The following is a 23260-nucleotide window of genomic DNA, read 5'->3' as shown; positions in this document are numbered from 1 at the left end:
TACAACACTTTAAATCGAGATAAATCACTCAATAGGCATTGGGTCTAATTAATGCACGCATAAACGGCACGCATAAACGGCACGCATAAACGGCACGATTAAACGATTCAGTTTTTTTGAAATACCCGTAGGCGCCTGGCCTGCCGCCGCAGTGGTCCTTAAAAACGGGTTTCCCGCGCCGCGCGCAAAAATGTATCGAGCAAGGGCGTGCAATCGAGCAACTCCGGCCCACCCGCGCGGTGAAACTCCGGATGCCATTGCACCCCCATGACGAATGGCGCGCGCCGCAAGCGCACCGCTTCGATCAGGCCATCCGACGCCGAAACTGCTTCGATATTGAGATCACGCCCCAAGGTTTTGACCGCCTGGTGATGAATCGAATTCACCACGGCATCGCGTTGTCCAGGAAACATGTTCAGCAACGTCGAACCATCCGGAAAATGAATCGCATGCCGATGCTGATCGTAATGCTCGCTGACATGCGCATCGGCCGTGGGCACATCGGTCGCAATGTCCTGGTACAGCGTGCCGCCAAACGCCACGTTAATCAGTTGGCAACCGCGGCAAACGCCCAGTACCGGTTTGCCCGATTCGATGAACTCGTGCAGCAGTTCCAGTTCGTACATGTCGCGCACACGGTCGCCAGGCCATTCCGGGCGGCTCGCTGTTTCCGCGTAAGACTGCGGCGACACATCCGCGCCGCCTTGCAGCAACAGGCCATCCAGATTTCTCGCGTAATCGCGCAGGCGGATATTGCTCGGATGCAGCATGCCCTGATGCCCGACCGTCGGAATCATGAACACCAGCACGTCGCGTGACATGGCCCAATGCGCAATGGATTCTTCGAGATATTGCAAGGTCTTGCCACGCAGCCCCTTAGCACCTGGCTCAGGATGAAAAATCCGCGCGGACACGCCAATACGCAGCGTGCGCTGCGTGATCCGCTGGCCTGCCCGATCGAAGAGCTGGCGGGCGCGGGCCGCGATGATACGGCCAAACACCGACCATGCGGAATCCGTCTGCTTCAGATAGCGCGGCGGCGCAGGCGGCAGCGAGCCAAGCGGTGGCGGGTTCGGAGCGCCGAAATCGGGCGGCACGCCAAACCCGGGGGGGAGTGTCCCGGCCGGACGTGCCGCAGCAGTGGCCGCGCCCCCGGCGCTGGCAGTAGAAGCCATGGCGGGCGGGCTCGCAGCCGCATCCGCATCCGCATCCGTCTGCGACGCTGAGAGGGATGTTGCCGTTGCGGCAGCAACCGGCGCCGCCCCTCCAGCGTCCGGCCCGGCATGCCCAGCCATGGGCTGCCGACGGACCGCCGCCTCTTGCCGGGCGGTCGCAGCCACAGCCGATACCCGCGCCTCAACAGCATCGCGCTGCCGCCCGGCTAACGTGCTACTGCTGTCAGCAGGTTCCGGCGTGAGATTCGAGGCGCTAGCGGGTTCGTCGGTCGCCGCGCGGGCGGCGGGCGAACCCGCTGGATCGGGTTGGGTTGCCTGGATGGCATCGCTGTCCGGGCCTGATACGGCTGAAGAGGAGGGGCCTGGGGAAGGCGAAGGCGGGGAAGAATGGGAAGCAGAAACCGCGCGCGGCGCGTCAGCCGGATCAGACGTTTTTTCATTCATGACGTTGAACCGCCGCGCTGTGGCGCGCGAACGAAAAATGGACGAATCTGGATTATCCGCCAGCCACTCCAGCACGGCAAACCCGCCCGTCCATGCCACCCTGGTTTCAGGGGTCCGGCTGCTCGTCGAACGTCTCGCGCAAGGCAATTTGCATGGCCGCGTGAATCTTCACGCACCAGCGCCACAACAGCATCACCAGAAACGCCGCGCACACCAGAACGGCAATCAGCAAGCCCGTCGGCGGCAAAATACCACCCGAGAGCGCAGCCACCAGCACGAACACGCCCACCATCGAGACCAACGGCACCAGATCCGAAATCGCATAACGCAGCGCTCGCGTAAAGCGCCCCGCCTTGGCAGGTTGCACGCTGACTTCCGCCAGCAACAGCGCCAGCGATTTGGTTTTGCGATACACCGCAACGAGAAACGGCAGCGACAACAGCAACGCCCCACCCCACAGCACCACGCGTTGCATCGGCTCGGACGGCAGCCAGCGCACGAGCCACGGGCTGGCGTAAGGCGCGCTATACGACACCACCAGAAAAATCGCCGCGACCAGCGCCAGATTGATCGCCACTTGCACGACGATGCGGCGGCACAGGCTAAAGAGCGTCGGGCCGCCGCTGCCTGGACGCAAGCTGCCAAGCCACTGCGCATACATGCCAAACACATTGGTCACCAGCGGCGGCATCGCGCGGCCTAGCCGCTGGGTGAGCGGATCAGCCGCGCGAATCAGATAAGGCGTAAACAAAGTGGTCAACGCCGAGACCGCCACGGCAATCGGATAGAGAAACGCACTGGTGACTTTCAGCGTCAGGCCCAGCGACGCGATGATGAAAGAGAACTCGCCAATCTGCGACACGGTCATGCCCACGCGCATCGCCGTGCGGGCGTCCTTGCCCGCGAGAAACGTGCCAAGGCCGCACGAGACAATCTTGCCCAGCACCACGGCAATCGTAATGACCGCGATCGGCCAGGCGTAATCGACCAGCACCCGCGGATTGAGCATCAAACCGATCGTGACGAAGAAAATCGCGGAAAACACGTCGCGCAACGGCATGATCAGGTGCTCGATGCGATGCAGGTGACGCGACTCCGCGATAATCGCGCCGATCAGAAACGCGCCCAGCGCAATGCTGTAATCGAGCTTCATCACCAGCAGGCAAAAGGCAAAGCAAAAACCCAGCACCGCCACCAGCAGCATCTCATCGCTGCCTGCCCGTGCCACGTAGTTAAGCGCGCGCGGTACCAGCAAAATGCCCACGACGAGCGACACCGTCATAAACAGCAGCAGCTTGCCCAGCGTCACCATCGCCACGCCCGCGCTGAGCTCGCCAGTCTGGGCAATGCCGGTAAGCAGCACCAGCATGGCAATCGCCAGGATATCCTCGACGATCAGGATGCCGAACACCAGCTGGGCGAAACGTTCACGCTTCAAACCAAGATCGGACAAGGCCTTGACGATAATCGTAGTGGAGGAAATAGCGAGAATCGCACCCAGAAACAGCGAATCCATCGAACTCCAGCCAAATGCCTGGCCGATTTCATAGCCCACCCACAGCATCAGCACAATTTCCGACAGCGCCGCGACAATCGCGGTCGCACCGACCCGGAACAACTTGCGCAAACTGAATTCAAGCCCCAGCGAGAACATCAGGAAGACCACGCCGAGCTCGCCCAGCGTCTGGATGGTCTGCTGGTCATTGATCAGCTGGAACGGCGGCGTGTAGGGGCCGATGATCACCCCAGCCGCGATATAACCCAGCACCACCGGCTGTTTCAGGCGATGGAACAGCACGGTGACGAGGCCAGCAAAGGCCATCACCACCGCCAGATCCTGAATGAAGCCGAGGCCATGATGCATAGAACCGCTCCTTCTTACATAACGTAATTTCGGGAAGCAAATGGTAACCCACGAGGCATCCCCAGCCGCAGTAAAACAATCCGTTACCGATCTACAATGCACCCACGGCGCGCCTGCCGACGCGGTTTCTAGCCTTATTAGCCGTGTGTCTAGCCTTATTAACCGCGTGATGCGCCAGCCCCGCTCCCCATCGCTCCCCGAGCCGCCTGTCCACAACCGGATTGCCCAGTTTTCTTATGCCTGACATTGCCTCCTCCTTTCCTCCCCTCGCCCAGCTTGCCGCCGATCTCGCCACCGGGCGCACCACCAGCCGCGCCCTGATCGAAACCGCTCTTGAGCGGATCAGCCACCCAGCCGGCCAGGGCGCGACCGTCTTCCTTGAATCAAACGCCCGCGAGGCGCGTGCCACCGCCGCAGCGCTGGACCAGTTACGCGCCTCGGGCATCGTGCTGTCACCCTTGGCGGGCATCCCGGTTTCAGTGAAAGACCTGTTCGATATCGCAGGCCAAGTCACGCGGGCGGGCTCAACCGTGCTCGCCCACGCTGCGCCCGCACGGGTCGATGCGCCCGTTGTTGCGCGGCTACGACGCGCGGGTGCGGTCTTCATCGGGCGCACCAACATGAGCGAATTTGCCTTCTCGGGGCTCGGTCTAAACCCGCATTACGGCACCCCTCTTTCACCCTATCAGCGCGCTGTGCCAGGCGCTGAGCGGATTGCAGGCGGCTCGTCGTCGGGCGCGGCGGCATCGGTCGCGGATGGCATGGCGGCAGTGGCACTCGCCAGCGATACCGGCGGCTCGATCCGCATTCCGGCGGCGCTGTGTGGCCTGACCGGCTTCAAGCCAACCGCAGCGCGCATTCCGCTGCAAGGCGGCGTGCCGCTTGCGCCTTCGCTCGATTCGTATGGCCCCATCGGCGTCTCAGTCGCCTGTTGCGCATTGCTGGACCGGCTGCTCGCAGATCTCGCCCCTGAAATCCCGGCCGCCCGGCCACTGGAAGGTGTGCGGCTGGGTGTGCTAAACCATTACGTCACGGACGATGTCGAACCCGCCGTAGCCCGCGCCATAGAAACTGCGTTACGTCATCTGGACGCCGCGGGAGCGATTGTCAGCGAGATTCGTTTTGCGCCGCTGGAACGGTTACCGGAAATCAACCGTTTCGGTTTTTCGCCCATCGAAGCTTATGCCTGGCAGCGGCCGCTACTCGAGCAGCATCGGCAGCAATACGACCCGCGCGTGCTAAGCCGCATTCTGAAAGGCCAGCCTGCCAGCGCCGCCGATTATCTCGATCTGCTTGCGGAGCGCCGTGCCATGCAGGCAGCCGCTGAGCCGCTGTGGCAGCGCTTTGATGCGCTCGTCGCGCCGACGGTACCCATCATTGCGCCACGCATCGCCGATTTCGCCCATACCGATGCCGCCGATAGCGTATTTACGCGCGTCAATGCGCTCGTGCTACGCAACCCCAGCGTGTTTAATTTCCTTAATAGCTGCGCGCTGTCTCTGCCGTGCCATCCTCACGGCAGCGCGCCCGTGGGCCTGATGCTCGCTGCCGCGCCGTTTCAGGACGAAACGCTGCTAGCGATCGGTCTGGCCGTGGAAGCCGTGCTCAATACCATCCGCTAGCGCACCCGCTCAACGCCCTATCCGCCGCGCCGATCCACCCGATTGCCGTGGATGGCGCGAAGCCTGGCTGCAAGCACAACCAGGCTTCGCGCTAGAATCGTCCCATTGCGTCGTCCCCAAGACATCGGAGCATCGGCTCAACCCTGCTCACCCGTCTCTTTTCCGGTCGTCTTTTCTGCCTCCCTCTTTCCTTTTTGTCACATTGCGATCTATGAACTACCCCTCCGCTACGCTGCGCCACGAGCGCCTGATGCTAGTTCTGCTTGGACTGGTTTGCCTCGGACTCGTCGCCGGTGCTCTGTATTTTCAGCATGTCCGCCATGAAGACCCGTGCCCGCTGTGCATTTTGCAGCGCTATTTCTTTTTGCTCATCGCGCTGTTCGCCTTCCTGGGAGCGCGTTTTCACAGCTGGACCGGGGTCCGCGTACTCGAAGCGATGGCCGCGCTCGCCGCTGCCGGGGGCATCGTCACCGCGGCGCGCCATATGTATGTGCAGGCCAATCCTGGCTTCAGTTGCGGCTTCGATGCACTCCAGCCCATCATCGACAGCCTGCCGCCCGCCACCTGGCTGCCCAGTGTCTTCAAGGTCGGCGGACTGTGCGAAACCCTTTATCCGCCAGTGCTCGGGATCTCACTGCCAGGCTGGTCGCTTATCGCCTTCGTGCTGGCGTTTATTCCATTGGTGCTGAGCCTGTGGCGTCACCGCAATCGTGCCCGTCAGGCGGCACGCCCTTAACCGGTCTGGCAGACACCTGCCGTCAGACCACCCAGAAAATAATGCCCCGGATGCAAACCTGGCTTGCCGATCTGCAACAACTGCTAGCGCATGGCGATGCCGTGGTGCTGGTCACGGTCGCGCGCGCGGAAGGCTCCGCACCGCGCGATGCCGGCACCAAGATGATCGTCACGCGCGATGCCACGCGTCACACCATTGGCGGCGGTCATCTCGAATGGAAAGCCATCGACACCGCTCGCAAGCTACTACGTGATGGCATGCGCGTCGCGCATCTGCGGCGGCTCGAACGCTTCGCGCTCGGCCCCAGCCTCGGGCAATGCTGCGGTGGCGCAGTCGTGCTCGCATTCGAACGGCTTGATATCGGGGACCTGGGTTGGGTCACGACGCTCGCGCGGCGTCTCGCCCACGGCGAAGCCACTGTGCGCAGCGTGGCTTTCGCCACGACGGCCAGCGCGGCCGAAGCCGTGCTGCTCTCCGAGCCGGAAGCGGGTGCCGAACGCGCCGACTGCCTGCTCTGGGACCACGCCAGCGCCTCAGGCATGAGCGCAAACGAAAGTGCGAACGCGAGCGCGCTGCTCACCGAAACCCTCGTGGCCCGCGAATTCGCCATTGAGCTTTTCGGCGCGGGCCATCTGGGCGCCGCACTGGTGCGCGTGCTGGCCACGTTGCCCTGCCGGGTCCACTGGGTGGATGAGCCCGGCGCGGCATTCCCGCCAGACGACATGCTGCACGCCCCCGACGCTCATCCCGACCTGCACTTCGATGCCTGCTCCGACGCCACGCAAGCGGTCATGCAAGCCGCGCCGCAGAGCTATTTCGTCGTCATGACCCAGGATTACATGCGCGACCTCGCGCTCGCCGAGTGCATCTTGCGCCGTGGCGATTACGCGTTTTTTGGCTTGCTCGGCTCCTACGCCCGCCGCCAGCAATTCGAACAGCGCCTCGCCGCACTGGGCATCGATCCCATGCAGATCGCGCGCATGCAATGTCCGCTGGGCATAGCAGGCATCGCCGACAAGGCGCCCGAAAGCATCGCCATCGCCACGGCAGCGCAGCTTTTGCAAGCCTACGAAACCCATGAGCCCGGCCACACGGCTTCCGCGGCCCATACAACGACGCGCCGTTGATCGTTGATCGTTGATCGTTGATCGCTGATTTTCCACTCGCCCTCATCCGGACCTGCTTCCCGTCATGCGCCCTACCTCCACCCCCGCAGCCCCTTCATTCACCACCGCTTTCGCCAACAAAATCGCCACCGCGCCCAAGGCCGAGTTGCACATTCATATTGAAGGCTCGCTTGAGCCCGAGCTGATCTTCAAACTGGCTGAGCGCAATGGGGTGAAGCTTGCCTACGGCAGCATCGAAGCATTGCGGGAAGCCTATGCCTTTACCGACCTGCAATCGTTTCTCGACATCTATTACGCGGGGGCGAGCGTCTTGCTGACAGAACAGGATTTCTACGACATGACCCGCGCCTACACCGAACGGGCGCTGGCCGATCATGTCGCGCATGCCGAAATCTTTTTCGATCCGCAGACCCACACCGAACGCGGCGTGCCGCTTGCGGCCGTCGTGGCGGGCATCGAGCGGGCGCTGGCCGAGGCCGAAACGCGCGGTCTGAGCAGCAAGCTGATCCTGTGTTTCCTGCGCCATCTGCCTGAAGACGATGCGCTCGCCACCTTTGATGCCGCCCTGCCACTCTTTGAGCAATACGCGCACCGCCTGATTGGCGTCGGGCTCGATTCATCGGAAGCCGGCCATCCTCCGGCGAAATTCGAACGCGTCTTTGCCCGGGCACGTTCGCTGGGGTTGAAATGCGTCGCGCACGCAGGCGAGGAAGGGCCGCCGGCCTATATCTATGAAGCCCTTGATCTGCTGCAAGTGGACCGCCTGGATCACGGCGTGCGCAGCATCGAAGACCCGGCGCTGGTCGCCCGTCTTGCGCAAACGCGAGTGGCGCTCACGGTGTGTCCGCTGTCGAACCTGAAACTCTGCGTGTTCGACGACATGGCCCAGCACACGCTCAAGGCACTGCTCGACCAGGGCGTGGCCGTGACCGTGAATTCGGACGACCCGGCTTATTTCGGCGGCTATGTCAACGCGAACTATCTGGCCAGCGCCGAAGCACTCGGGCTGGACGACGCGTCGGTGTATACACTGCTGCGCAACAGCTTCGAGGCATCGTTCATCACTCCCGCCGAGCGCAGCGCGCTGCTCGCCCGGCTCGATGCGCACTGGCATGGGTCGCAAGCCGAAGCCGCGGCGCTCGACGCGAGCTGATCCCCGCCAGGCAACGTTTCAGCGATACAGCTTTTCGTATTTTTGACGCGTCGGCGCGTCAGCCTTTCCCATGCTAGACTCCGCCCTTCATTGGGGAGTAGCCGCCCCGCACTGGCTCCACGTCTTCTGAGCCGTTTCACTCAGAGACCTGGCGCGCACGCTGCGGGGGCGCCTGTCAACAAACTTGGCCTGTCGGGCCATGGCAGCCGCAGCCTCTGGCCTGGCGAGACCGATGATCCATGACTACCGCTATCGGGCCCGGTGTGTCGTGGATCGTCGCTCGCACACATTTCGGCCCGGGGATACCCCACAAAAATGACTCAAGCCTTCCTGATCTCCACCGGCGCCGTCGCGCTCGCTGAAATCGGTGATAAAACCCAGTTGCTCTCACTCGTACTCGCCGCGCGCTATCGCAAGCCGCTGCCGATCATTCTCGGGGTGCTGGTCGCCACGCTCGTGAACCATGCCGGCGCGGGTGCGCTGGGCGCCTGGCTGGGCGCACTCGTCACACCGGGCGCGATGCGCTGGGTGCTAGCGGCATCGTTTATCGCCATGGGGCTATGGATTCTGATTCCCGACAAGCTCGATGCCGACGATGCGCGCGCCACCCGGACCCAGCTCGGGGTTTTCGGCGCAACGGTCATCACTTTTTTTCTCGCGGAAATGGGCGATAAAACCCAGCTCGCCACCGTGGCGCTTGCCGCGCGTTTCCATGATTTTTTTGGCGTGGTGCTCGGCACGACCCTTGGCATGATGCTGGCGAACGTGCCCGCGATCCTCCTCGGCGACCGTTTCGCTCATGCGCTGTCGCCCAGGCTGGTGCACGGAATCGCGGCGGTCATGTTTGTCGTGCTCGGGATCTTGCTGGTTTTGGGCGTGGGTTTTTAGTCAAGGCGCGCAGCGGCCAGGCCCACGTTGCCGCGGCGCCCACCCGCCGCGTGCTATTGGCGTGCTATTGGCGTGCTATTGGCGTGCTATTGGCGTGCTATTGGCGTGCTATTGGCGTGCTATTGCACCGTCTTCACCGCGGAAGCCGGTGCAGCGGGCATCGCGGGGGTAACCACGGGCACCTCGTTGCGGCCAGCGGCAGGAGGCGCCAACGGAATCCTGACGGTGCGGACCACGCCATTACCCAGCGGAAAATCCGCCAGGGCACTGCGCACGAGATACGGCATGGCGTAGACCAGCGCGGGCTGTTGATCGACGTTGCGCGCCTCCACGCGATAGACCTCCTTGCCGCTCACACGCTCCGCGATCCGGATGTTCAGGCTATGTGCAAACACCGGATAGCTCTGGTTCACATAACCCGCCGGAAATGGCCCGTAAGGCCCCCATGGGTCAATGGGCCCGCCCCAGTAATACGGCCAGGGATTGGAGTAATACACCGGCTGCGCCACGGTTATCGTGTCCTGACGCACGCTATACGCCAGCTTCACCAGGTAGTTCGCCTCAGCGGGTTTCACCTGATAGAAGGCATGTGTGGCCAGTTCATTGGCCACGAGCTGTTCGTAGGTGGCTTGCTCAAGGTTGTTTTGCTGGCCTGCGGCGCGGTTGAAGGCATAGGTGCGGGCGGCATCGGCGCCGCTCCAGTCAGAAAATGCCGTCACCTGGCTCGTCACGTAGGTGGTGCAACCGGATAGCAGGGCAGCCAGCGCGACTAGCGCGAGGGTGATGGGGCGGGTCCATCGTTGGAGTGTCATGGTCTTCCTTTCAGGGCAATCATCGCTCGCTTGAAGCGCCCAGATAATACGCTGAGCCAGGCAGACGGCACAATGCGCGACGCGCCTTTGTACAATGAGACGCCTCGTCCGGATGCCTGCAGCGCAATCGTGCTGCCTAGCGCCGGCGTTCCCGGCGCTTCAGGCGACCCAACCCACTCTTTCACTTCCGACGCTCATGGCCGATTCCACCTCCTCCACCGTGATTCACCGCGCCGACTACGCGCCGCCGCCCTTCTTGATCGACACGGTCACACTTGAATTCGATCTCGCGCCCGCTTGCACGACAGTCACCAGCACGCTGCGCATGCGGCGCAATCCCGATGCGGCGCGAGCCGGGCAACTCGAGCTCGCGGGCGAGCAACTCGAATTCGTCAGCGCGGCGCTCGACGGCGCGCCGTATACCGCTCTCCGCGCACATGAACACGGCCTGACACTCGAGCATCTGCCAGACGCGTTCGAGCTCACCCTGGTGGGCCGCTGTAATCCTGGGCAAAACACAACGCTATCGGGCCTTTATGTCTCGGGCGGCAATTTTTTCACGCAATGCGAAGCGGAAGGCTTTCACCGCATCACGTGGTTTCTCGACCGCCCGGATGTGATGTCCGCCTATCACGTCACGCTGCGCGCGGATAAGGCCGCGTATCCCGTGTTGCTCTCCAACGGCAATCTGCTCGAAACGGGCGATCTGCCCGATGGCCGCCACTTCGCGCGCTGGGAAGATCCGTTTCGCAAGCCTTGCTATCTGTTTGCGCTCGTCGCGGGCAAGCTGGTTGCGCTCGAAGAGCGCATTCGCAGCCGCTCGGGGCAAACCAAACTGCTGCAAGTCTGGGTCGAACCGCAGGACCTCGACAAAACCCGGCATGCGATGGATTCGCTGATCCATGCCATTCGCTGGGACGAAACCCGCTTTGGCCTGGAGCTGGATCTGGAGCGCTTCATGATCGTCGCAGTCAGCGACTTCAACATGGGCGCGATGGAAAACAAGGGGCTCAACATCTTCAACACGAAGTACGTGCTGGCGAACCCCGAAACCGCGACCGATACGGACTTCGCTCATGTGGAAGCCGTGGTCGGCCACGAGTATTTTCACAACTGGACAGGCAACCGCGTCACCTGCCGCGACTGGTTCCAGCTCAGCCTGAAAGAAGGGTTGACGGTATTCCGCGATCAGGAATTTTCTGCCGACATGGCGGGCGGCGAGCACAACGCTGCGGCGCGCGCGACCAAGCGCATCGAAGACGTGCGCGTGCTGCGCCAGGCGCAGTTCGCCGAAGATGCGGGCCCGATGGCACATCCGGTGCGTCCGGAAAGCTACACCGAGATCAACAATTTCTACACGATGACGGTCTATGAAAAAGGCGCGGAAGTCGTGCGGATGTATCAGACGCTTTTTGGCCGTGAGGGCTTTCGCCGTGGCATGGACCTGTACTTCCAGCGGCACGACGGCCAGGCGGTGACCTGTGACGATTTCCGCCATGCGCTCGCCGATGCGAACCAGCGCGATCTGACGCAATTCGAGCGCTGGTACAGCCAGGCGGGCACGCCGCGCGTGACCGTCGACACTCACTACGACGCTGCGACATACCGCTATAGCGTCAGCCTCAGGCAGCAGCCAGGCCCGCAGACGCCCGATGCCGCCGCCCGCCCCCTTGAACCGTTGCTGATTCCATTTGCCCTTGGCCTGATCGACGCCCGTGGCGCGGATCTCCCACTGCGTCTCGCGGGAGAAGCCCACGCCGCCGCCAGCACCACGCGCGTGCTGGAACTGACCGAAGCCGAGCAGACTTTCGTCTTCGAAGATATTGCGGCGCGGCCGCTGCCCTCGCTGTTGCGCAACTTCTCCGCGCCCGTGATCGTGGCCTACGATTACAGCGTGGACGAACTGGCATTCCTGCTCGCTCACGACAGCGATCCCTTCAACCGCTGGGAGGCCGGCCAGCGGCTCGCCACGCGTGAGCTGCTCGCGCTCGCCGGGCAAGCCGCACGCGGCGCACCGCTGCAACTGGATGACGCCTTCAGCGCCGCGTTCGCACGCGTGCTGAATGATGCAACGCTCACCCCCGCTTTCCGCGAACTGGCGCTCATGCTGCCTTCCGAAGCCTATCTCGCCGAACAGATGGCCGAATCGAATCCGGCGGCGGTGCATCAGGCACGACAGTTTGTACGTCAGCGTCTGGCGCATGAACTCAGGAACGAATGGCGCGTCGCCTACGAGCACAACCGTACCCCCGGCCCCTACGCCGCGACGCCGGAAGCAGCGGGACAACGTGCGCTCAAGCATCTCGCGCTGTCGTATCTGGCTGAACTGGACGACACCGCCGACGCCGAACGCCTGGCCCGTGCGCAGTACGCCGAAGCGAACAACATGACCGACCGCGCCGCCGCCCTCGTCACACTGATCAGCCTCGCGGCAGCCAGCGGCGGCACCCAGGCCGAGGCCGCGCTCGATGATTTCTATCGCCGTTTCGAAAACCAGCCACTCGTCATCGACAAATGGTTCGCGGTACAGGCAACCCAGCGCGGCAGCGCCACGCGGAATGTCATCGACGTAGTGCGCAAGCTGATGACACACCCCGCGTTCAACCTGAAAAACCCGAACCGTGCCCGCTCGCTGATCTTCAGCTTCTGCATGGCCAATCCGGCGCAATTTCACGCCGCGGATGGCTCGGGTTACGCGTTCTGGGCGGAGCAGGTCATCGCGCTCGATGCGCTCAATCCTCAGGTTGCCGCGCGTTTAGCACGTTCGTTAGAACTCTGGCGGCGCTTCACGCCGGTTCTGCGCGAGGGCATGCACGCCGCGCTAGAGAAGGTCGCCGCACAAGCCAAATCGCGGGACGTGCGGGAAATCGTGGAAAAAGCCTTGAAGTAAATCCCGCTCACGCCGCGACAAAACGCAATGGGCGCCTGATGCCAGGCGCCCATTGCCATCCTTCACGCTGATCGTCCCAGCCCGTCCTCAGGCTTCAGACCAGCGCGCCCGCGGGTTGTTGTAGTTTCTTCGGTTTCAGCGCCAGCGCGGCACGGGCTTTCTTCGCCGCTTCGACCATCGCCAGCAGCGCCGGATCCACCTGTTGCCAATCGCGCGTCTTCAAGCCGCAATCCGGATTCACCCACAAACGTTGCGGCGCAATCCGCTCCAGCGCGAGACCAATCAACGCGGCCATCTCGTCGGATGTCGGCACCCGTGGCGAGTGAATGTCATAGACACCCGGGCCAATCTCATTCGGATAGTCGAAGGTTTCGAAGGCATCGAGCAGCTCCATGTTCGAGCGTGTCGTTTCAATCGAAATCACGTCGGCGTCGAGTGCGGCAATCGAAGCCAGGATGTCGCCGAACTCCGAATAGCACATATGCGTGTGAATCTGCGTCTCGTCCTTCACCCCCGATGACGCCACACGGAACGCATGCACCGCCCACGCGAGATATTCGGCGCGTTCGCGCGCCTTGAGCGGCAAGCCTTCGCGTAATGCGGGCTCATCGATCTGGATCATGCCGATGTGCGCGGCTTCGAGCGCCTGGGTTTCCTGGCGCAGCGCCAGCGCGATCTGCAAGGCGGTCTGCGAACGTGGCTGGTCATCGCGCACGAACGACCATTGCAGCATCGTCACGGGCCCCGTCAGCATGCCTTTCACGGGTTTATCGGTGAGCGATTGCGCATACGTGGCCCAGCCCACGGTCATCGGCTCGGGCAAATACACATCGCCGTAGATCAACGGCGGCTTGACACAGCGCGAGCCATAGCTTTGCACCCAGCCGTTTTCGGTGATCGCGTAGCCCCATAGCAGCTCGCCGAAATATTCAACCATGTCGTTGCGTTCCGCTTCGCCATGCACTAGCACATCGAGCCCGTATGCCAATTGCTTGTCGATCGCCAGGCGAATGTGCTGGCGCATCGCTTCGAGATAGTCGAGATGGCTCAGGCTGCCCTGCTTGTATGCGGCGCGAGCCGCGCGAATCTCGGCCGTTTGCGGAAACGAACCGATCGTGGTCGTGGGCAGGAGCGGCAAGGCAAAACGTTCACGCTGCGCCTGTGCCCGCTGTGCATAAACCGATTCACGCCGGGCTTGCGCCTCGGTCAATTCGGCCAGGGCGCGTTGCACCAGCGGGTTGTGAATCCGGCTCGACGTGCGCCGCGCGGCGCTTGCTGCGCGGGCGTCGTCGAACTCAGCGGCTACCGCACCGCGCCCTTGAGTCAGCGCATCGCGCAAAAGCGCGATTTCGCGTACTTTTTGCACCGCGAACGCGAGCCACGCGCGCAACTCGGCATCGAGTTTCTTCTCATGACCGAGATCGACCGGCGTGTGCAGCAGCGAGCAACTGCTGCCGAGCCAGAGCCGCTCACCCAGACGCTCACGCGCGGCCGTGAGGCGGGCTAGCGTTGCATCCAGATCATTGCGCCAGACGTTGCGGCCATCGACCACGCCACATGACAACACTTTGTCAGCCGGATAAGCGTCGATGAACACATCGAGTTGCGCGGGCGCACGCACGAGGTCAAGGTGCAGCCCGGCCACGGGCAGGGCCTTGAGCCATGCGGCATGCTCGCTGACATCGGCGAAATACGTCGTGAACAGCAGCTTGGGCGCATGCGGCGCCAGCGCGGCATACGCTGCGGGCGCCGCTGCGCGCCAGGCGTCAGGCAAATCCAGCGCGAAAATAGGCTCGTCGATCTGCACCCATTCGATCCCCTGTTCGCGCAAACGCGTCAGCAACCTCTGATACGCAGGCAACAGCCGCTCGAGCAAGCTCAGCGTGTCGCTCAAACCCTCACGCGCCTTGCCTAGCCAAAGCAGCGTCAACGGCCCCACGAGCGCGACCTTCGCCCGATGGCCTGCGGCATGGGCTTCTTCGACTTCTTCGAAAAGCCATTCGACGCCCGCGCCAAATTGCGTCTGCGGCGAATATTCCGGCACCAGATAGTGGTAATTCGTATCGAACCATTTGGTCATTTCCATCGCGGGCTGCGCTGCGTTGCCACGCGCCATCGCGCAGTACTGCGCCAGTGTCAGTTGCGCCGCATCGAAGCCAAAACGTTGCGGCAAGCCACCCACATGGGCCAGGGTTGTCAGCACGTGGTCGTACCAGGCGAAGTCGCCTACGGTGACGTAGGTCAAACCCGCTTCACGCTGCGTCTTCCAGTGGCTCGCCCGCAACTGGCAGCCCGTCTCACGCAGCGCGGCCGCGCCTGCGTCGGTCATGCCATCGCGCCAGTAGCGCTCAAGGGCAAATTTCAGTTCACGCTCCGCGCCAATGCGCGGAAAACCCAGGATGTGTGCAGTGCTCATGGTGTCCTCCAAAGATGGACGCCAGTATTCATTTCAGCGATTTATTATTCAAACGAAAGTTTTTGTGAATTATTATGAATTTCTTTCATGATCCGTAACCGCTCTCCATTGCCTGCCCCATGATCCGCTCCCCCCTCGAACTCCGGCATCTGCAAACGCTAGCCGCCTTGCGCGATACCGGCAACCTGTCACGCGCCGCCCAGCTTTTATGTCTGACGCAATCCGCGCTATCCCATCAGTTGAAGGCGCTTGAAGCGCATTTCGGCATGCCGCTTTTTGTGCGTAAATCAGCGCCGCTCAGCTTTACGCCCGGTGGCAAACGGCTACTGGCGCTCGCCGCAGAGGTGGTGCCCGCGATCGAAGCCGCCGAGCGCGATATTGCCCGCCTCGCGCTCGGCACGGGCGGCACACTGCGTATCGCCGTGGAATGCCATACCTGCTTCGACTGGCTCATGCCCGCGATGGATGTCTTTCGTCAACGCTGGCCGGAGGTCGAGCTCGATATCGTGTCAGGCTTTCACGCTGACCCGATCGGCTTGCTGCATCAGGACCGCGCGGATCTGGCGATCGTCGCCGAAGCCGATCCCGATGAGGCCGTTGCGCATCATCCGCTGTTTCGCTTCCAGATCGTTGGGCTCGTGAGTAACGATCACGCACTGGCGCAACAGTCCCACCTCATCGCGGAAGATTTCCGTCACGAAACCCTCATCACCTATCCGGTGCCAGACGATATGCTCGACATCGTGCGCCAGGTGCTGAGACCTGCCGGTATCGAACCGCGCCGCCGCACCTCCGAACTCACCGTCGCCATTCTGCAGCTCGTGGCAAGCCGTCGCGGCGTGGCTGCGCTACCGTTATGGGCGGTCGCTACCTATCTCGACAAACACTACGTCAGCGCCCGCCCCGTGTTGACGGCGGCAGGCGCAACACTCACAGGCGAGCTATACGCCGCCACCTTGCCCGCGTTTGCCACGCGGCCTTACGCGGCCGATTTCGTTTCGATCATGCGCGAAACCAGCGTGGTGAGCCTGCCGCAAATCGAGCTGCTTTGAGCGCCGTGGACGGCGTTGAACACGAACGATGCGACGCTCAAACCACGAAACGCCAGGGCTCACGGCATAGACGGGTAAAATCGCGGATTCTTTCGCATTTTCCCTTGGCCTTTTTCGGCCCTTTCGGCCCTTTCGTTTTTCCGGAGTCCTGCAATGGCTTTACAGCGCCGCACCACGCTTACGAAATACCTGATCGAGCAACAACGCGAAAACAATAACCTGCCTGCCGATCTGCGCCTTCTGATCGAAGTCGTGGCACGGGCCTGCAAGGCGATCAGTTATCACGTCAGCAAAGGCGCTTTAGGTGAAGCGCTCGGCAGCGCGGGCAGCGAGAACGTGCAGGGCGAAGTGCAAAAGAAGCTCGACATTCTGTCCAACGAAATCTTGCTGGATGCCAACGAATGGGGTGGCAATCTGGCGGGCATGGCATCCGAAGAAATGGAAACGTTCTTCCCGATTCCGAGCAATTATCCAAAGGGCGAATATCTGCTGGTGTTCGATCCGCTCGATGGTTCATCGAACATCGACGTGAATGTTTCGATTGGCACGATTTTCTCGGTCTTGCGCTGCCCCGATGGTCAGCAGCCCACCGAAGCCTCATTTCTGCAGCCAGGTACGCAGCAGGTTGCCGCGGGCTACGCGGTGTATGGGCCGCAAACCGTGCTGGTGCTCACCACGGGCAATGGCGTGAACTGCTTTACGCTCGACCGCGAACTCGGCTCATGGGTGCTCACGCAAAACGACATGCGCATTCCGGCGGATACCCGCGAATACGCCATTAACGCGTCGAACGAGCGCCACTGGTATCCACCGGTCCAGCGTTATGTCAGCGAGCTGCTCGAAGGCCAGGAAGGCCCGCGCCAGAGCAACTTCAATACACGCTGGATTGCCTCGATGGTGGCCGATGTCCATCGCATCCTGAACCGTGGCGGCATCTTTATGTACCCTGCCGACAAGCGCACGCCCGACAAACCGGGCAAGTTGCGGCTGATGTACGAAGCCAACCCGATGGCGTTCATCGTCGAACAGGCGGGCGGCGCGGCCACCAATGGCACCAGGCGAATTCTTGAGATCGCACCGCAAAGTCTGCATGAACGGGTTGCGGTGTTCCTCGGCTCGAAAAACGAAGTGGAACGCGTCACACGCTACCATCTCGAAACAAAAAATTGACCGTCAGGCTTGTCAAGTAGCTGAAAAAATCCATATAATCGCGGTTCTCGTAACGGGACGCCGGTGTAGCTCAGTTGGTAGAGCAGCGCATTCGTAATGCGAAGGTCGGGGGTTCGACTCCTCTCTCCGGCACCATCAAGATTCAAGCAAAAAGCCCAGCCTTATCCTGAACTGACCCCGTAAAGTTGGACGGTTAAGTTATGCAGCTAAGGGCTGAGTTCTGTACTGCACAGGACTCAGCCCTTTTAGCTTTAGCTTGATGCGCTCGTGGTTGTAGTAGTGGATGTAGTTAGCAATAGCGCTGCGCAGTTGCTCCACATAATCGAAGCGGGCCAAGCGAAAGCACTCTGATTTGAGGGTTCCGAAAAAGCTCTCCATCGCGGCATTATCCAGACAATTACCTTTGCGTGACATGCTTTGCACCAAACCTCGCTTGGCGAGCCGCTCCCGGTAGGCGCGCATTTGGTAAGCCCAACCTTGATCGGAGTGCAGCATCGGCGTTTGGCCGCGCGACAGGCGTCTAAATGCCTTATCTAGCATTCCCTGGATGAGTGCAAAATCCGGGCGTTCGCTACTTTCCCAAGCGATGATTTCGCCGTTATAAAGATCCAAAACCGGCGATAGATATAGTTTCTTGCCACCGACGTTAAATTCCGTGACGTCCGTCACCCATTTCTCATTGGGCTTGCTCGCCTCGAATTGGCGCTTGAGCAAGTTCGGCGCGACTCGACCGAGTTCTCCGCGGTACGAGCGATACTTCTTGGGCCGTACCAGCGATTTGAGTCGCAATACCGACATCAAACGCTGCACCGTCTTGTGATTGACTAAGCTGCCGTCCTTTCGCAGGGCCGCCGTCACACGGCGATAGCCGTAGCGGCCCTTATGTCGAGCGAATATCTGAGAAATCCTGGCTTTAAGCTCGGCATGATGATCCCCGGCTTTGCGTGCAGCCATCTGGTAATAGAACGTGCTGCGCGCCAAGCCTGCAATGCTTAACAGTGCCCCGAGCGGATGATGCTCGCGCAACACGCTCACCGCTTGCGCTTTTTCTTTGGCGCTGTCTGCTCCTTGGCCCGGAGCAGCTCGTCCAACTTTTTTAGGTACGCCACCTCCGCGCGCAGGTATTCGATTTCTTTGAGCAAGTCTTCGCGTGGGCGCTCATCGCCTGGCGTCGTCGGTTGGGTGTGCTGTTTGGGCTGTGACATCTTGGGTGGCCGCCCCCTGGGGCGCGGCTTGAGGGCTTCGAGACCGCCCTCATGATACTGGCGCTCCCAGCGGCTCACACTATTGGCCTCGCGCAAGTCGAATACCGCACACGTGTGTTGGTACGACAGTTCGTGACGCCACATATGCTGGAGCACCGACATTTTGAACTCTGCGCTATACGTTTCGTGCTTCTTGCGAAGCCCGGCCTCACCATGTTGCCGAAAAGCGCCCACCCAGCGCCGCAACACCGAATAGCCAATTCCGTGCTTCTGACTCACGTGCCGCAAACCGCCTCGACCATCTAAATACTCCTGAACCACCTGGAGCTTAACCGCCTCGTCATACTTCGTCATGAAAAAACCCCCAACGATTGGAGTTATGTCCAACTCTTGGGGGTCAGTTCAATCCGGCTGGGCTTTTTGCTTTTTGTAGCCATGCAGGCATGGTGTTGGCAAATCCGGGCAAATCCGGGCAACGCAAACCCGCATTTGTTGCTACCGTCCGGCTGCGCACAAGCCATAAGGCTCGCCTGAAACTAAAAGGGCTGAGTCCGTGCAGTACAGAACCCAGCCCTTCGCCGTCCAGTCTTCCTGAACCTTCCAACTTCGGGGAGAAGGCAGTTCAGTTCACGCAAGGTTAGCTTTCCGCATACAGGCCGCCCGTGCTAGCCGGTCAGTCAGTCTGCCCCGTCAAAACCGGTGAACAATCCCCACGCTGGCCGCGAACTGGCTAGCTGACGATGCAGGCGCTGACTGAAACCCATCGCCGATCGTTGCGGTCGCACCGATGATCTTGCCCGCGCCTGCAGTGCCCAGCGTCTGGCCGTTGGCCCGCTGGAACCCCTGTAACGCGTACAGGCCCGTGCGCTTCGACAATGTGTAGTACTCGGACAATGTGACCTGGTGATATTGCGCGGCGTTCTTGATGCCATTCGCCTGAGTCGCCCATGTATAGCTATAGCCAGTGGCAAAATCCCACGCGACGTCAGGCTTCCAGTGCAGTACCGCGCCCGCGGTATTGAAAATAGCCGTATCGGTGTATTTCGAGGCGACGCCTGGAATGTATTGCACGTTCGAATAAGACAGCGCCATATCCCATGTTGAACTGAACTTGTAACCCGCTGTCACGGCAAAGCGTTGCTGCGCCTGTGCGCTCTGATAGCCGTTCGTCAGCGCGGACAAGCCAGGCTGTCCTCCCGAATGCGTTGTCGATGCAGCGCTATAAACACCACCGCCAGGCGTAGCGTTATTACTGCGAGTCAAACCCGCTGCAATTCCGGCCGGCCCATTGGTGTACTGAATCGCACCACTCCATGTCGATCCCTGACTCACACTGCCTGGAATGCCCGCGAAGGCATACGAACCGCTCACGGTGAATCCGTACAACTTGGGCGATGTATAAACCAGCGCGTTGTTCGTGCGATAAAGGCTATCCAGCCCGTCGATATCGCCTGGATGTGCGCCGTAGAACCCCGTCAGCCAGTTCGTCGGACTATAAGCCGAAAGCAGACTGTAATACGAGGTGTATTGCCGCCCGGCAGTCAGCGTGCCATAGGCCGGATGCGTCAACCCAACCCAAGCCTGGCGGCCAAAGAGCGCCTGGTTGTATTGATGCTCACCCGTGTTCAGGTTAAAACCTGACTCAAGCTGAAAAATAACCTTTGTCCCGCCGCCCAGGTCTTCCGCGCCTTTCAGGCCAAAGCGGTTACCCGCCCAGGAACCTGTGGTCGTTCTCACGTTCGCCTTGCCACCCGTTGTCGAGCCCAGCTTGGTCTGACTGCTTTGATAAGTGATACCACTATCCACAACCCCATACAGCGTTACACCACTTTGTGCATGCGCAATGCCGGCCAATAAACCCGCCGCACTCGCCACGACCCTACCTCGCTTTCTCATCAAATCTCTCCAGAGTCTCCTCCAAGAATTACCTATGCCACAGCGCATGTCTGGTGCGACCGCGGCAATCCCATTTCATCCTCAGATGGTCCCATCAGCGGAAAAATGCCGTGAATACTAAGTTTTCTTCAGAGACAAGCATCTTGAAATTGTCTGTATGAACCTGGACAAAATGCCCTCGCACAGTTGACCGGTTAAAAATCGCACGGTCAAAGGGCCAAATACAGGATCCTGGATCCTGTATTGCACGATCTTTGGTCCTTGCAGTTTGAGCCTGGTACCGCCGTGGTTGTAGTAATAGGGTGCGGCTGTAGATCAGAGCCCAAGCTTGTCGCCGTGGCAAAGGCATGTAGCACGACACAAGAACTGAACCCCAAACGGGTTTTGCTGCTTCAAACGTTGCGAGATAAATACATATCCTGACAATGTCATTGAATGTCATTGCATCCGCGCGAAACAACAATCCAATAACAATAATTGTCATATTTTCTTTAATCTAATTTGATACACCTGGAACTGTGCGGTTAATGCAACACAGAATGTAGGCTTTTGTTATCGCACTAGCGTAAAACGGCGAGCCAGGCCGATAATCGCTCCACACAGGAGAAAGATCATGGATGCCAAGTCACCCAAAGCTCCCCCACCACACCAGGTACTCAACGCCGACCCAGAACCGGTCGGTGTTGAATTTTTAGGGGCCGAGCTGCCAGAGCACGTACGTGCTTTTTTTGATGAGCAACGCAAGTTACCAATACAAAAATAACAACATTATGAATTTTTTATTTAAAAATACTTACGGCATCAGGCAAGAAAGTTAACGTCCCGGCTTTATAAAAACGAAGCCGCTTCCTGGCACCCGTAATTCGATATTTGTTTATTTATAAGCCGGTACTTGCGCTGCCACGACAAAGTTTTGTCGTGGCTTTTTATGAGCCCGGCCTTTGCTCACACAGGCCGTTCTCATGAAGTCTTTTTTTCACGCTCACGCACGCCGCGTGGCTGTACTGTGTGCAGGCCTTTTCCTGGCTTGCCCAGCCGTTCACGCGAGTAGCGATGAGAGCGCGTTGACCAGCCTCATCGCCCTTGTCTCGCAACGTCTGACACTCGCTGAACCGCTCGCACGCCTGGAATGGGCTAACCGCGGAGCCCGCTCTCAGAGCGCTTCCCCGTCGGTTGCCACGCGTCAGCATGAAGCGCAATTATTCGCCGAGGTGGAGAAACAAGCCAAAGCGAGCGGCGTGGACCCTGTTTTTGCTCACACGTTTTTTCAAGATCAGATCGACGCAAATCGGGGGCTTCGGCAAGCGCTGTTCGATACGTGGCGCAATCTGCCGCCGGGTGCCGCGCCAGAACCTGCTTCGAGCGCCAGCATTCAAAACCGGCTAGACCGCTTCACGCCGCTCATGATCCTTGCCCTCAGCCGCTTGCAAGATTTGCGGACAGCCGCTGATTGCCCATCACGAATCGCACAAAGTCTGACGGGCTGGAAATCATTGACGCGAGACGACAGTCGCTATACCACCGCACTCAACCAGGCGCTCAGCCATATCTGCGAGACAGGTGGCGTCGGCGCACTGGGATAAATAACTTTTTGTGTACTTTTCGTGTGTTCCGACACGCAACCGGAGGTCACCTCGCCAATCCGTCTGGCACTAGCCCAGTTTTAGCCTGACTGAGTGGCGTCACACGCAAGCCGCGCGCCAGATACGTTTGCAAGATTCGGTATGTGGTCAATTCAAAGCGGCCTGAAGGGCTACGCGCCAATAGCGCTCTGGCCTGATCGAGTGAAGTGGCATGTCCCACGTAACACCACGCATCAACCACATGAAATATCGGTGCAGCTGCGCTGCGTCCATCCTGTTCCTCGAAAACAATCGCGCCATCAAATGGCCATGGCGCACAGACGGGGTCCCCTTTTCCCGCACGAACCTTGCGGTTGTGGCTCGGGCGCAGCGCCGTGATCCATTGCGCTTCCGTCAGCAACGCCCCCAGCTCCCCACCGGTTGCACGCCATTCGACACGTCGCACCTGCTGCGCCAATCGCAAATCTTTCGCTGAACGGCGCTCACCGCTCAAATGTGTCCGCACACGCTGGCGCACACGGACGCTACGTCCAACATAAAGCGGCAGGTCATTCTCACCATAAAACACATACACCCCGCACCCGGTGGGGGCGGCATCGAGCATGGTCTCGGTGATCTCACCCGCCAGCCTGAAACGCCGCACGGTACGCTCGATCTGCGCACGCAACACATCAACCGGCACTAATGTATGGAGCCGCTGCCAAAACTGCCAGAGCAAATCAGCATCTGCCAGCGCCCGATGCCGATCGGAAGGCAGCAGTGCATGGCGCTCAACGAGCGCATCGAGACCATGACGTTTTTCTGCGGGAAACAGCGCGCGTGATAAGCGGACCGTGCACAGCACATCCGGATTGAATGAAAACCCCGCGCGACGGAAAGCACTTTGCAAAAAGCCGCGATCAAAGCTCGCGTTATGCGCGACAAACAGCTTACCGTCCAGTCTTTGAAAAAGCATGGCGGCAATCATTTCAAAAGTAGGCGCGCCCTGAACCATTTCATGAGTAATCCCTGTCAATTGCTGAATGAACGGAGGAATCGGCTGTTGCGGATCAACCAGCGTGCTCCAGCGTGAAACGCCAGCGGGGCCCAGTTCGACGACACCCACCTCGGTGATCCGGTCGCTAGCGGCAGCTCCCCCGGTGGTTTCAAGATCGACGAAGACAATCGGCACATCAACTGCCGCAATCTGCAAAAGTGGTTCAGACATGAAAATAAGGAGGTTTTAAA

General features: G+C 60.5%; 17 protein-coding genes, 1 tRNA gene and 1 riboswitch. Of the genes, 11 read left to right on the top strand and 7 right to left on the bottom strand.

The genetic code is table 11. From position 1 onward, the window contains the following. Nucleotides 1–158: 158 nt before the first annotated feature. Nucleotides 159–1619, bottom strand: coding sequence for a gamma-glutamyl-gamma-aminobutyrate hydrolase family protein (locus tag GH657_RS04825; RefSeq protein ID WP_153099664.1), 1461 nt, complete (start codon nt 1617–1619; stop codon nt 159–161). Nucleotides 1620–1725: 106 nt separating this feature from the next. Then, on the bottom strand, nt 1726–3483 hold the full coding sequence (locus tag GH657_RS04820) for a cation:proton antiporter (protein WP_153099663.1): 1758 nt from the start codon (nt 3481–3483) through the stop codon (nt 1726–1728). Nucleotides 3484–3719: 236 nt separating this feature from the next. Here GH657_RS04820 and GH657_RS04815 point away from each other — a divergent pair, with 236 nt between their 5' ends. From GH657_RS04815 to GH657_RS04795, 5 genes are all read left to right on the top strand, one after another. Further along, a complete protein-coding gene (locus GH657_RS04815; RefSeq protein ID WP_153099662.1) occupies nt 3720–5105 on the top strand; it encodes an amidase in 1386 nt (461 codons plus the stop codon). A 211-nt stretch (nt 5106–5316) separates the two neighbouring features. Then, entirely contained in the window at nt 5317–5841 is a 525-nt protein-coding gene (locus tag GH657_RS04810) for a disulfide bond formation protein B (protein WP_153099661.1), read from the top strand. Between the two features lie 50 nt (nt 5842–5891). After that, the gene (gene xdhC / locus GH657_RS04805) at nt 5892–6968 is read left to right on the top strand and encodes a xanthine dehydrogenase accessory protein XdhC (protein ID WP_153099660.1); all 1077 of its coding nucleotides are present in this window, start codon (nt 5892–5894) and stop codon (nt 6966–6968) included. 64 nt (nt 6969–7032) lie between these two features. After that, nucleotides 7033–8121, top strand: coding sequence for an adenosine deaminase (locus GH657_RS04800; RefSeq protein WP_153099659.1), 1089 nt, complete (start codon nt 7033–7035; stop codon nt 8119–8121). An 80-nt stretch (nt 8122–8201) separates the two neighbouring features. Beyond that, nucleotides 8202–8427: riboswitch (yybP-ykoY riboswitch) on the top strand. A 9-nt stretch (nt 8428–8436) separates the two neighbouring features. Then, on the top strand, nt 8437–9009 hold the full coding sequence (locus tag GH657_RS04795; RefSeq protein ID WP_153099658.1) for a TMEM165/GDT1 family protein: 573 nt from the start codon (nt 8437–8439) through the stop codon (nt 9007–9009). A 119-nt stretch (nt 9010–9128) separates the two neighbouring features. Here GH657_RS04795 and GH657_RS04790 read toward each other — a convergent pair whose 3' ends face one another. Beyond that, nucleotides 9129–9821 carry a DUF4136 domain-containing protein gene (locus tag GH657_RS04790; protein ID WP_153099657.1) on the bottom strand — a complete coding sequence of 231 codons (693 nt, stop codon included), beginning with the start codon at nt 9819–9821 and terminating at the stop codon, nt 9129–9131. A 196-nt stretch (nt 9822–10017) separates the two neighbouring features. On the opposite strand from GH657_RS04790, the gene pepN reads away from it, so the two are divergent. Next, entirely contained in the window at nt 10018–12711 is a 2694-nt protein-coding gene (gene pepN / locus GH657_RS04785) for an aminopeptidase N (protein WP_153099656.1), read from the top strand. Nucleotides 12712–12805: 94 nt separating this feature from the next. Here the strand turns inward: pepN and metE are convergent, their stop codons facing one another. Then, the gene (metE, locus tag GH657_RS04780; RefSeq protein WP_153099655.1) at nt 12806–15127 is read right to left on the bottom strand and encodes a 5-methyltetrahydropteroyltriglutamate--homocysteine S-methyltransferase; all 2322 of its coding nucleotides are present in this window, start codon (nt 15125–15127) and stop codon (nt 12806–12808) included. A gap of 119 nt (nt 15128–15246) precedes the next feature. On the opposite strand from metE, the gene GH657_RS04775 reads away from it, so the two are divergent. The 3 genes from GH657_RS04775 to GH657_RS04765 all read left to right on the top strand — a co-directional run bounded on the left by GH657_RS04775 (nt 15247) and on the right by GH657_RS04765 (nt 17484). Then, nucleotides 15247–16179, top strand: coding sequence for a LysR family transcriptional regulator (locus tag GH657_RS04775; protein ID WP_153099654.1), 933 nt, complete (start codon nt 15247–15249; stop codon nt 16177–16179). Nucleotides 16180–16332: 153 nt separating this feature from the next. Further along, nucleotides 16333–17349: a class 1 fructose-bisphosphatase gene (locus GH657_RS04770; RefSeq protein ID WP_153099653.1), complete on the top strand. Its 1017-nt coding sequence runs from the start codon at nt 16333–16335 to the stop codon at nt 17347–17349. A gap of 59 nt (nt 17350–17408) precedes the next feature. Next, nucleotides 17409–17484, top strand: a tRNA-Thr gene (locus tag GH657_RS04765). A gap of 63 nt (nt 17485–17547) precedes the next feature. Here GH657_RS04765 and GH657_RS04760 read toward each other — a convergent pair. Continuing rightward, a protein-coding gene (locus tag GH657_RS04760; RefSeq protein WP_153099652.1) for an IS3 family transposase occupies nt 17548–18908 on the bottom strand; the annotation gives its coding sequence in 2 pieces (ribosomal slippage) (nt 17548–18438 and nt 18441–18908; 1359 coding nt in all). Nucleotides 18909–19244: 336 nt separating this feature from the next. Continuing rightward, nucleotides 19245–20450 (bottom strand): porin, encoded by a 1206-nt coding sequence (locus GH657_RS04755; RefSeq protein WP_153099651.1) that lies wholly within the window; start codon nt 20448–20450, stop codon nt 19245–19247. Between the two features lie 613 nt (nt 20451–21063). On the opposite strand from GH657_RS04755, the gene GH657_RS17970 reads away from it, so the two are divergent. Continuing rightward, nucleotides 21064–21213, top strand: a complete 150-nt coding sequence (locus GH657_RS17970; RefSeq protein WP_174769876.1) for a hypothetical protein — start codon at nt 21064–21066, stop codon at nt 21211–21213. Nucleotides 21214–21412: 199 nt separating this feature from the next. Further along, a complete protein-coding gene (locus GH657_RS04750; RefSeq protein WP_153099650.1) occupies nt 21413–22033 on the top strand; it encodes a chorismate mutase in 621 nt (206 codons plus the stop codon). A 46-nt stretch (nt 22034–22079) separates the two neighbouring features. Here the strand turns inward: GH657_RS04750 and GH657_RS04745 are convergent, their stop codons facing one another. Then, nucleotides 22080–23240: a 3'-5' exonuclease family protein gene (locus GH657_RS04745; RefSeq protein WP_153099649.1), complete on the bottom strand. Its 1161-nt coding sequence runs from the start codon at nt 23238–23240 to the stop codon at nt 22080–22082. Nucleotides 23241–23260: the final 20 nt, after the last annotated feature.

Source organism: Paraburkholderia hayleyella (assembly GCF_009455685.1).
Taxonomy (GTDB): Bacteria; Pseudomonadota; Gammaproteobacteria; order Burkholderiales; family Burkholderiaceae; genus Paraburkholderia; species Paraburkholderia hayleyella.
Note: the sequence above shows the minus strand (reverse complement) of the source record. Positions and strands in the feature narration are given on the sequence as shown.

Excerpts from the sequence above, each read along its gene's own strand:
- GH657_RS04795 (WP_153099658.1), top strand. The coding sequence starts at position 8,437 with ATGACTCAAGCCTTCCTGATCTCCACCGGCGCCGTCGCGCTCGCTGAA.
- GH657_RS04810 (WP_153099661.1), top strand. The coding sequence starts at position 5,317 with ATGAACTACCCCTCCGCTACGCTGCGCCACGAGCGCCTGATGCTAGTT.
- GH657_RS04815 (WP_153099662.1), top strand. The coding sequence starts at position 3,720 with ATGCCTGACATTGCCTCCTCCTTTCCTCCCCTCGCCCAGCTTGCCGCC.
- GH657_RS04745 (WP_153099649.1), bottom strand. The coding sequence starts at position 23,240 with ATGTCTGAACCACTTTTGCAGATTGCGGCAGTTGATGTGCCGATTGTC.
- xdhC (WP_153099660.1), top strand. The coding sequence starts at position 5,892 with ATGCAAACCTGGCTTGCCGATCTGCAACAACTGCTAGCGCATGGCGAT.
- GH657_RS04770 (WP_153099653.1), top strand. The coding sequence starts at position 16,333 with ATGGCTTTACAGCGCCGCACCACGCTTACGAAATACCTGATCGAGCAA.
- GH657_RS04800 (WP_153099659.1), top strand. The coding sequence starts at position 7,033 with ATGCGCCCTACCTCCACCCCCGCAGCCCCTTCATTCACCACCGCTTTC.
- GH657_RS04750 (WP_153099650.1), top strand. The coding sequence starts at position 21,413 with ATGAAGTCTTTTTTTCACGCTCACGCACGCCGCGTGGCTGTACTGTGT.
- GH657_RS04825 (WP_153099664.1), bottom strand. The coding sequence starts at position 1,619 with ATGAATGAAAAAACGTCTGATCCGGCTGACGCGCCGCGCGCGGTTTCT.
- GH657_RS04775 (WP_153099654.1), top strand. The coding sequence starts at position 15,247 with ATGATCCGCTCCCCCCTCGAACTCCGGCATCTGCAAACGCTAGCCGCC.
- pepN (WP_153099656.1), top strand. The coding sequence starts at position 10,018 with ATGGCCGATTCCACCTCCTCCACCGTGATTCACCGCGCCGACTACGCG.
- GH657_RS04820 (WP_153099663.1), bottom strand. The coding sequence starts at position 3,483 with ATGCATCATGGCCTCGGCTTCATTCAGGATCTGGCGGTGGTGATGGCC.
- GH657_RS17970 (WP_174769876.1), top strand. The coding sequence starts at position 21,064 with ATGGATGCCAAGTCACCCAAAGCTCCCCCACCACACCAGGTACTCAAC.
- metE (WP_153099655.1), bottom strand. The coding sequence starts at position 15,127 with ATGAGCACTGCACACATCCTGGGTTTTCCGCGCATTGGCGCGGAGCGT.
- GH657_RS04755 (WP_153099651.1), bottom strand. The coding sequence starts at position 20,450 with ATGAGAAAGCGAGGTAGGGTCGTGGCGAGTGCGGCGGGTTTATTGGCC.
- GH657_RS04790 (WP_153099657.1), bottom strand. The coding sequence starts at position 9,821 with ATGACACTCCAACGATGGACCCGCCCCATCACCCTCGCGCTAGTCGCG.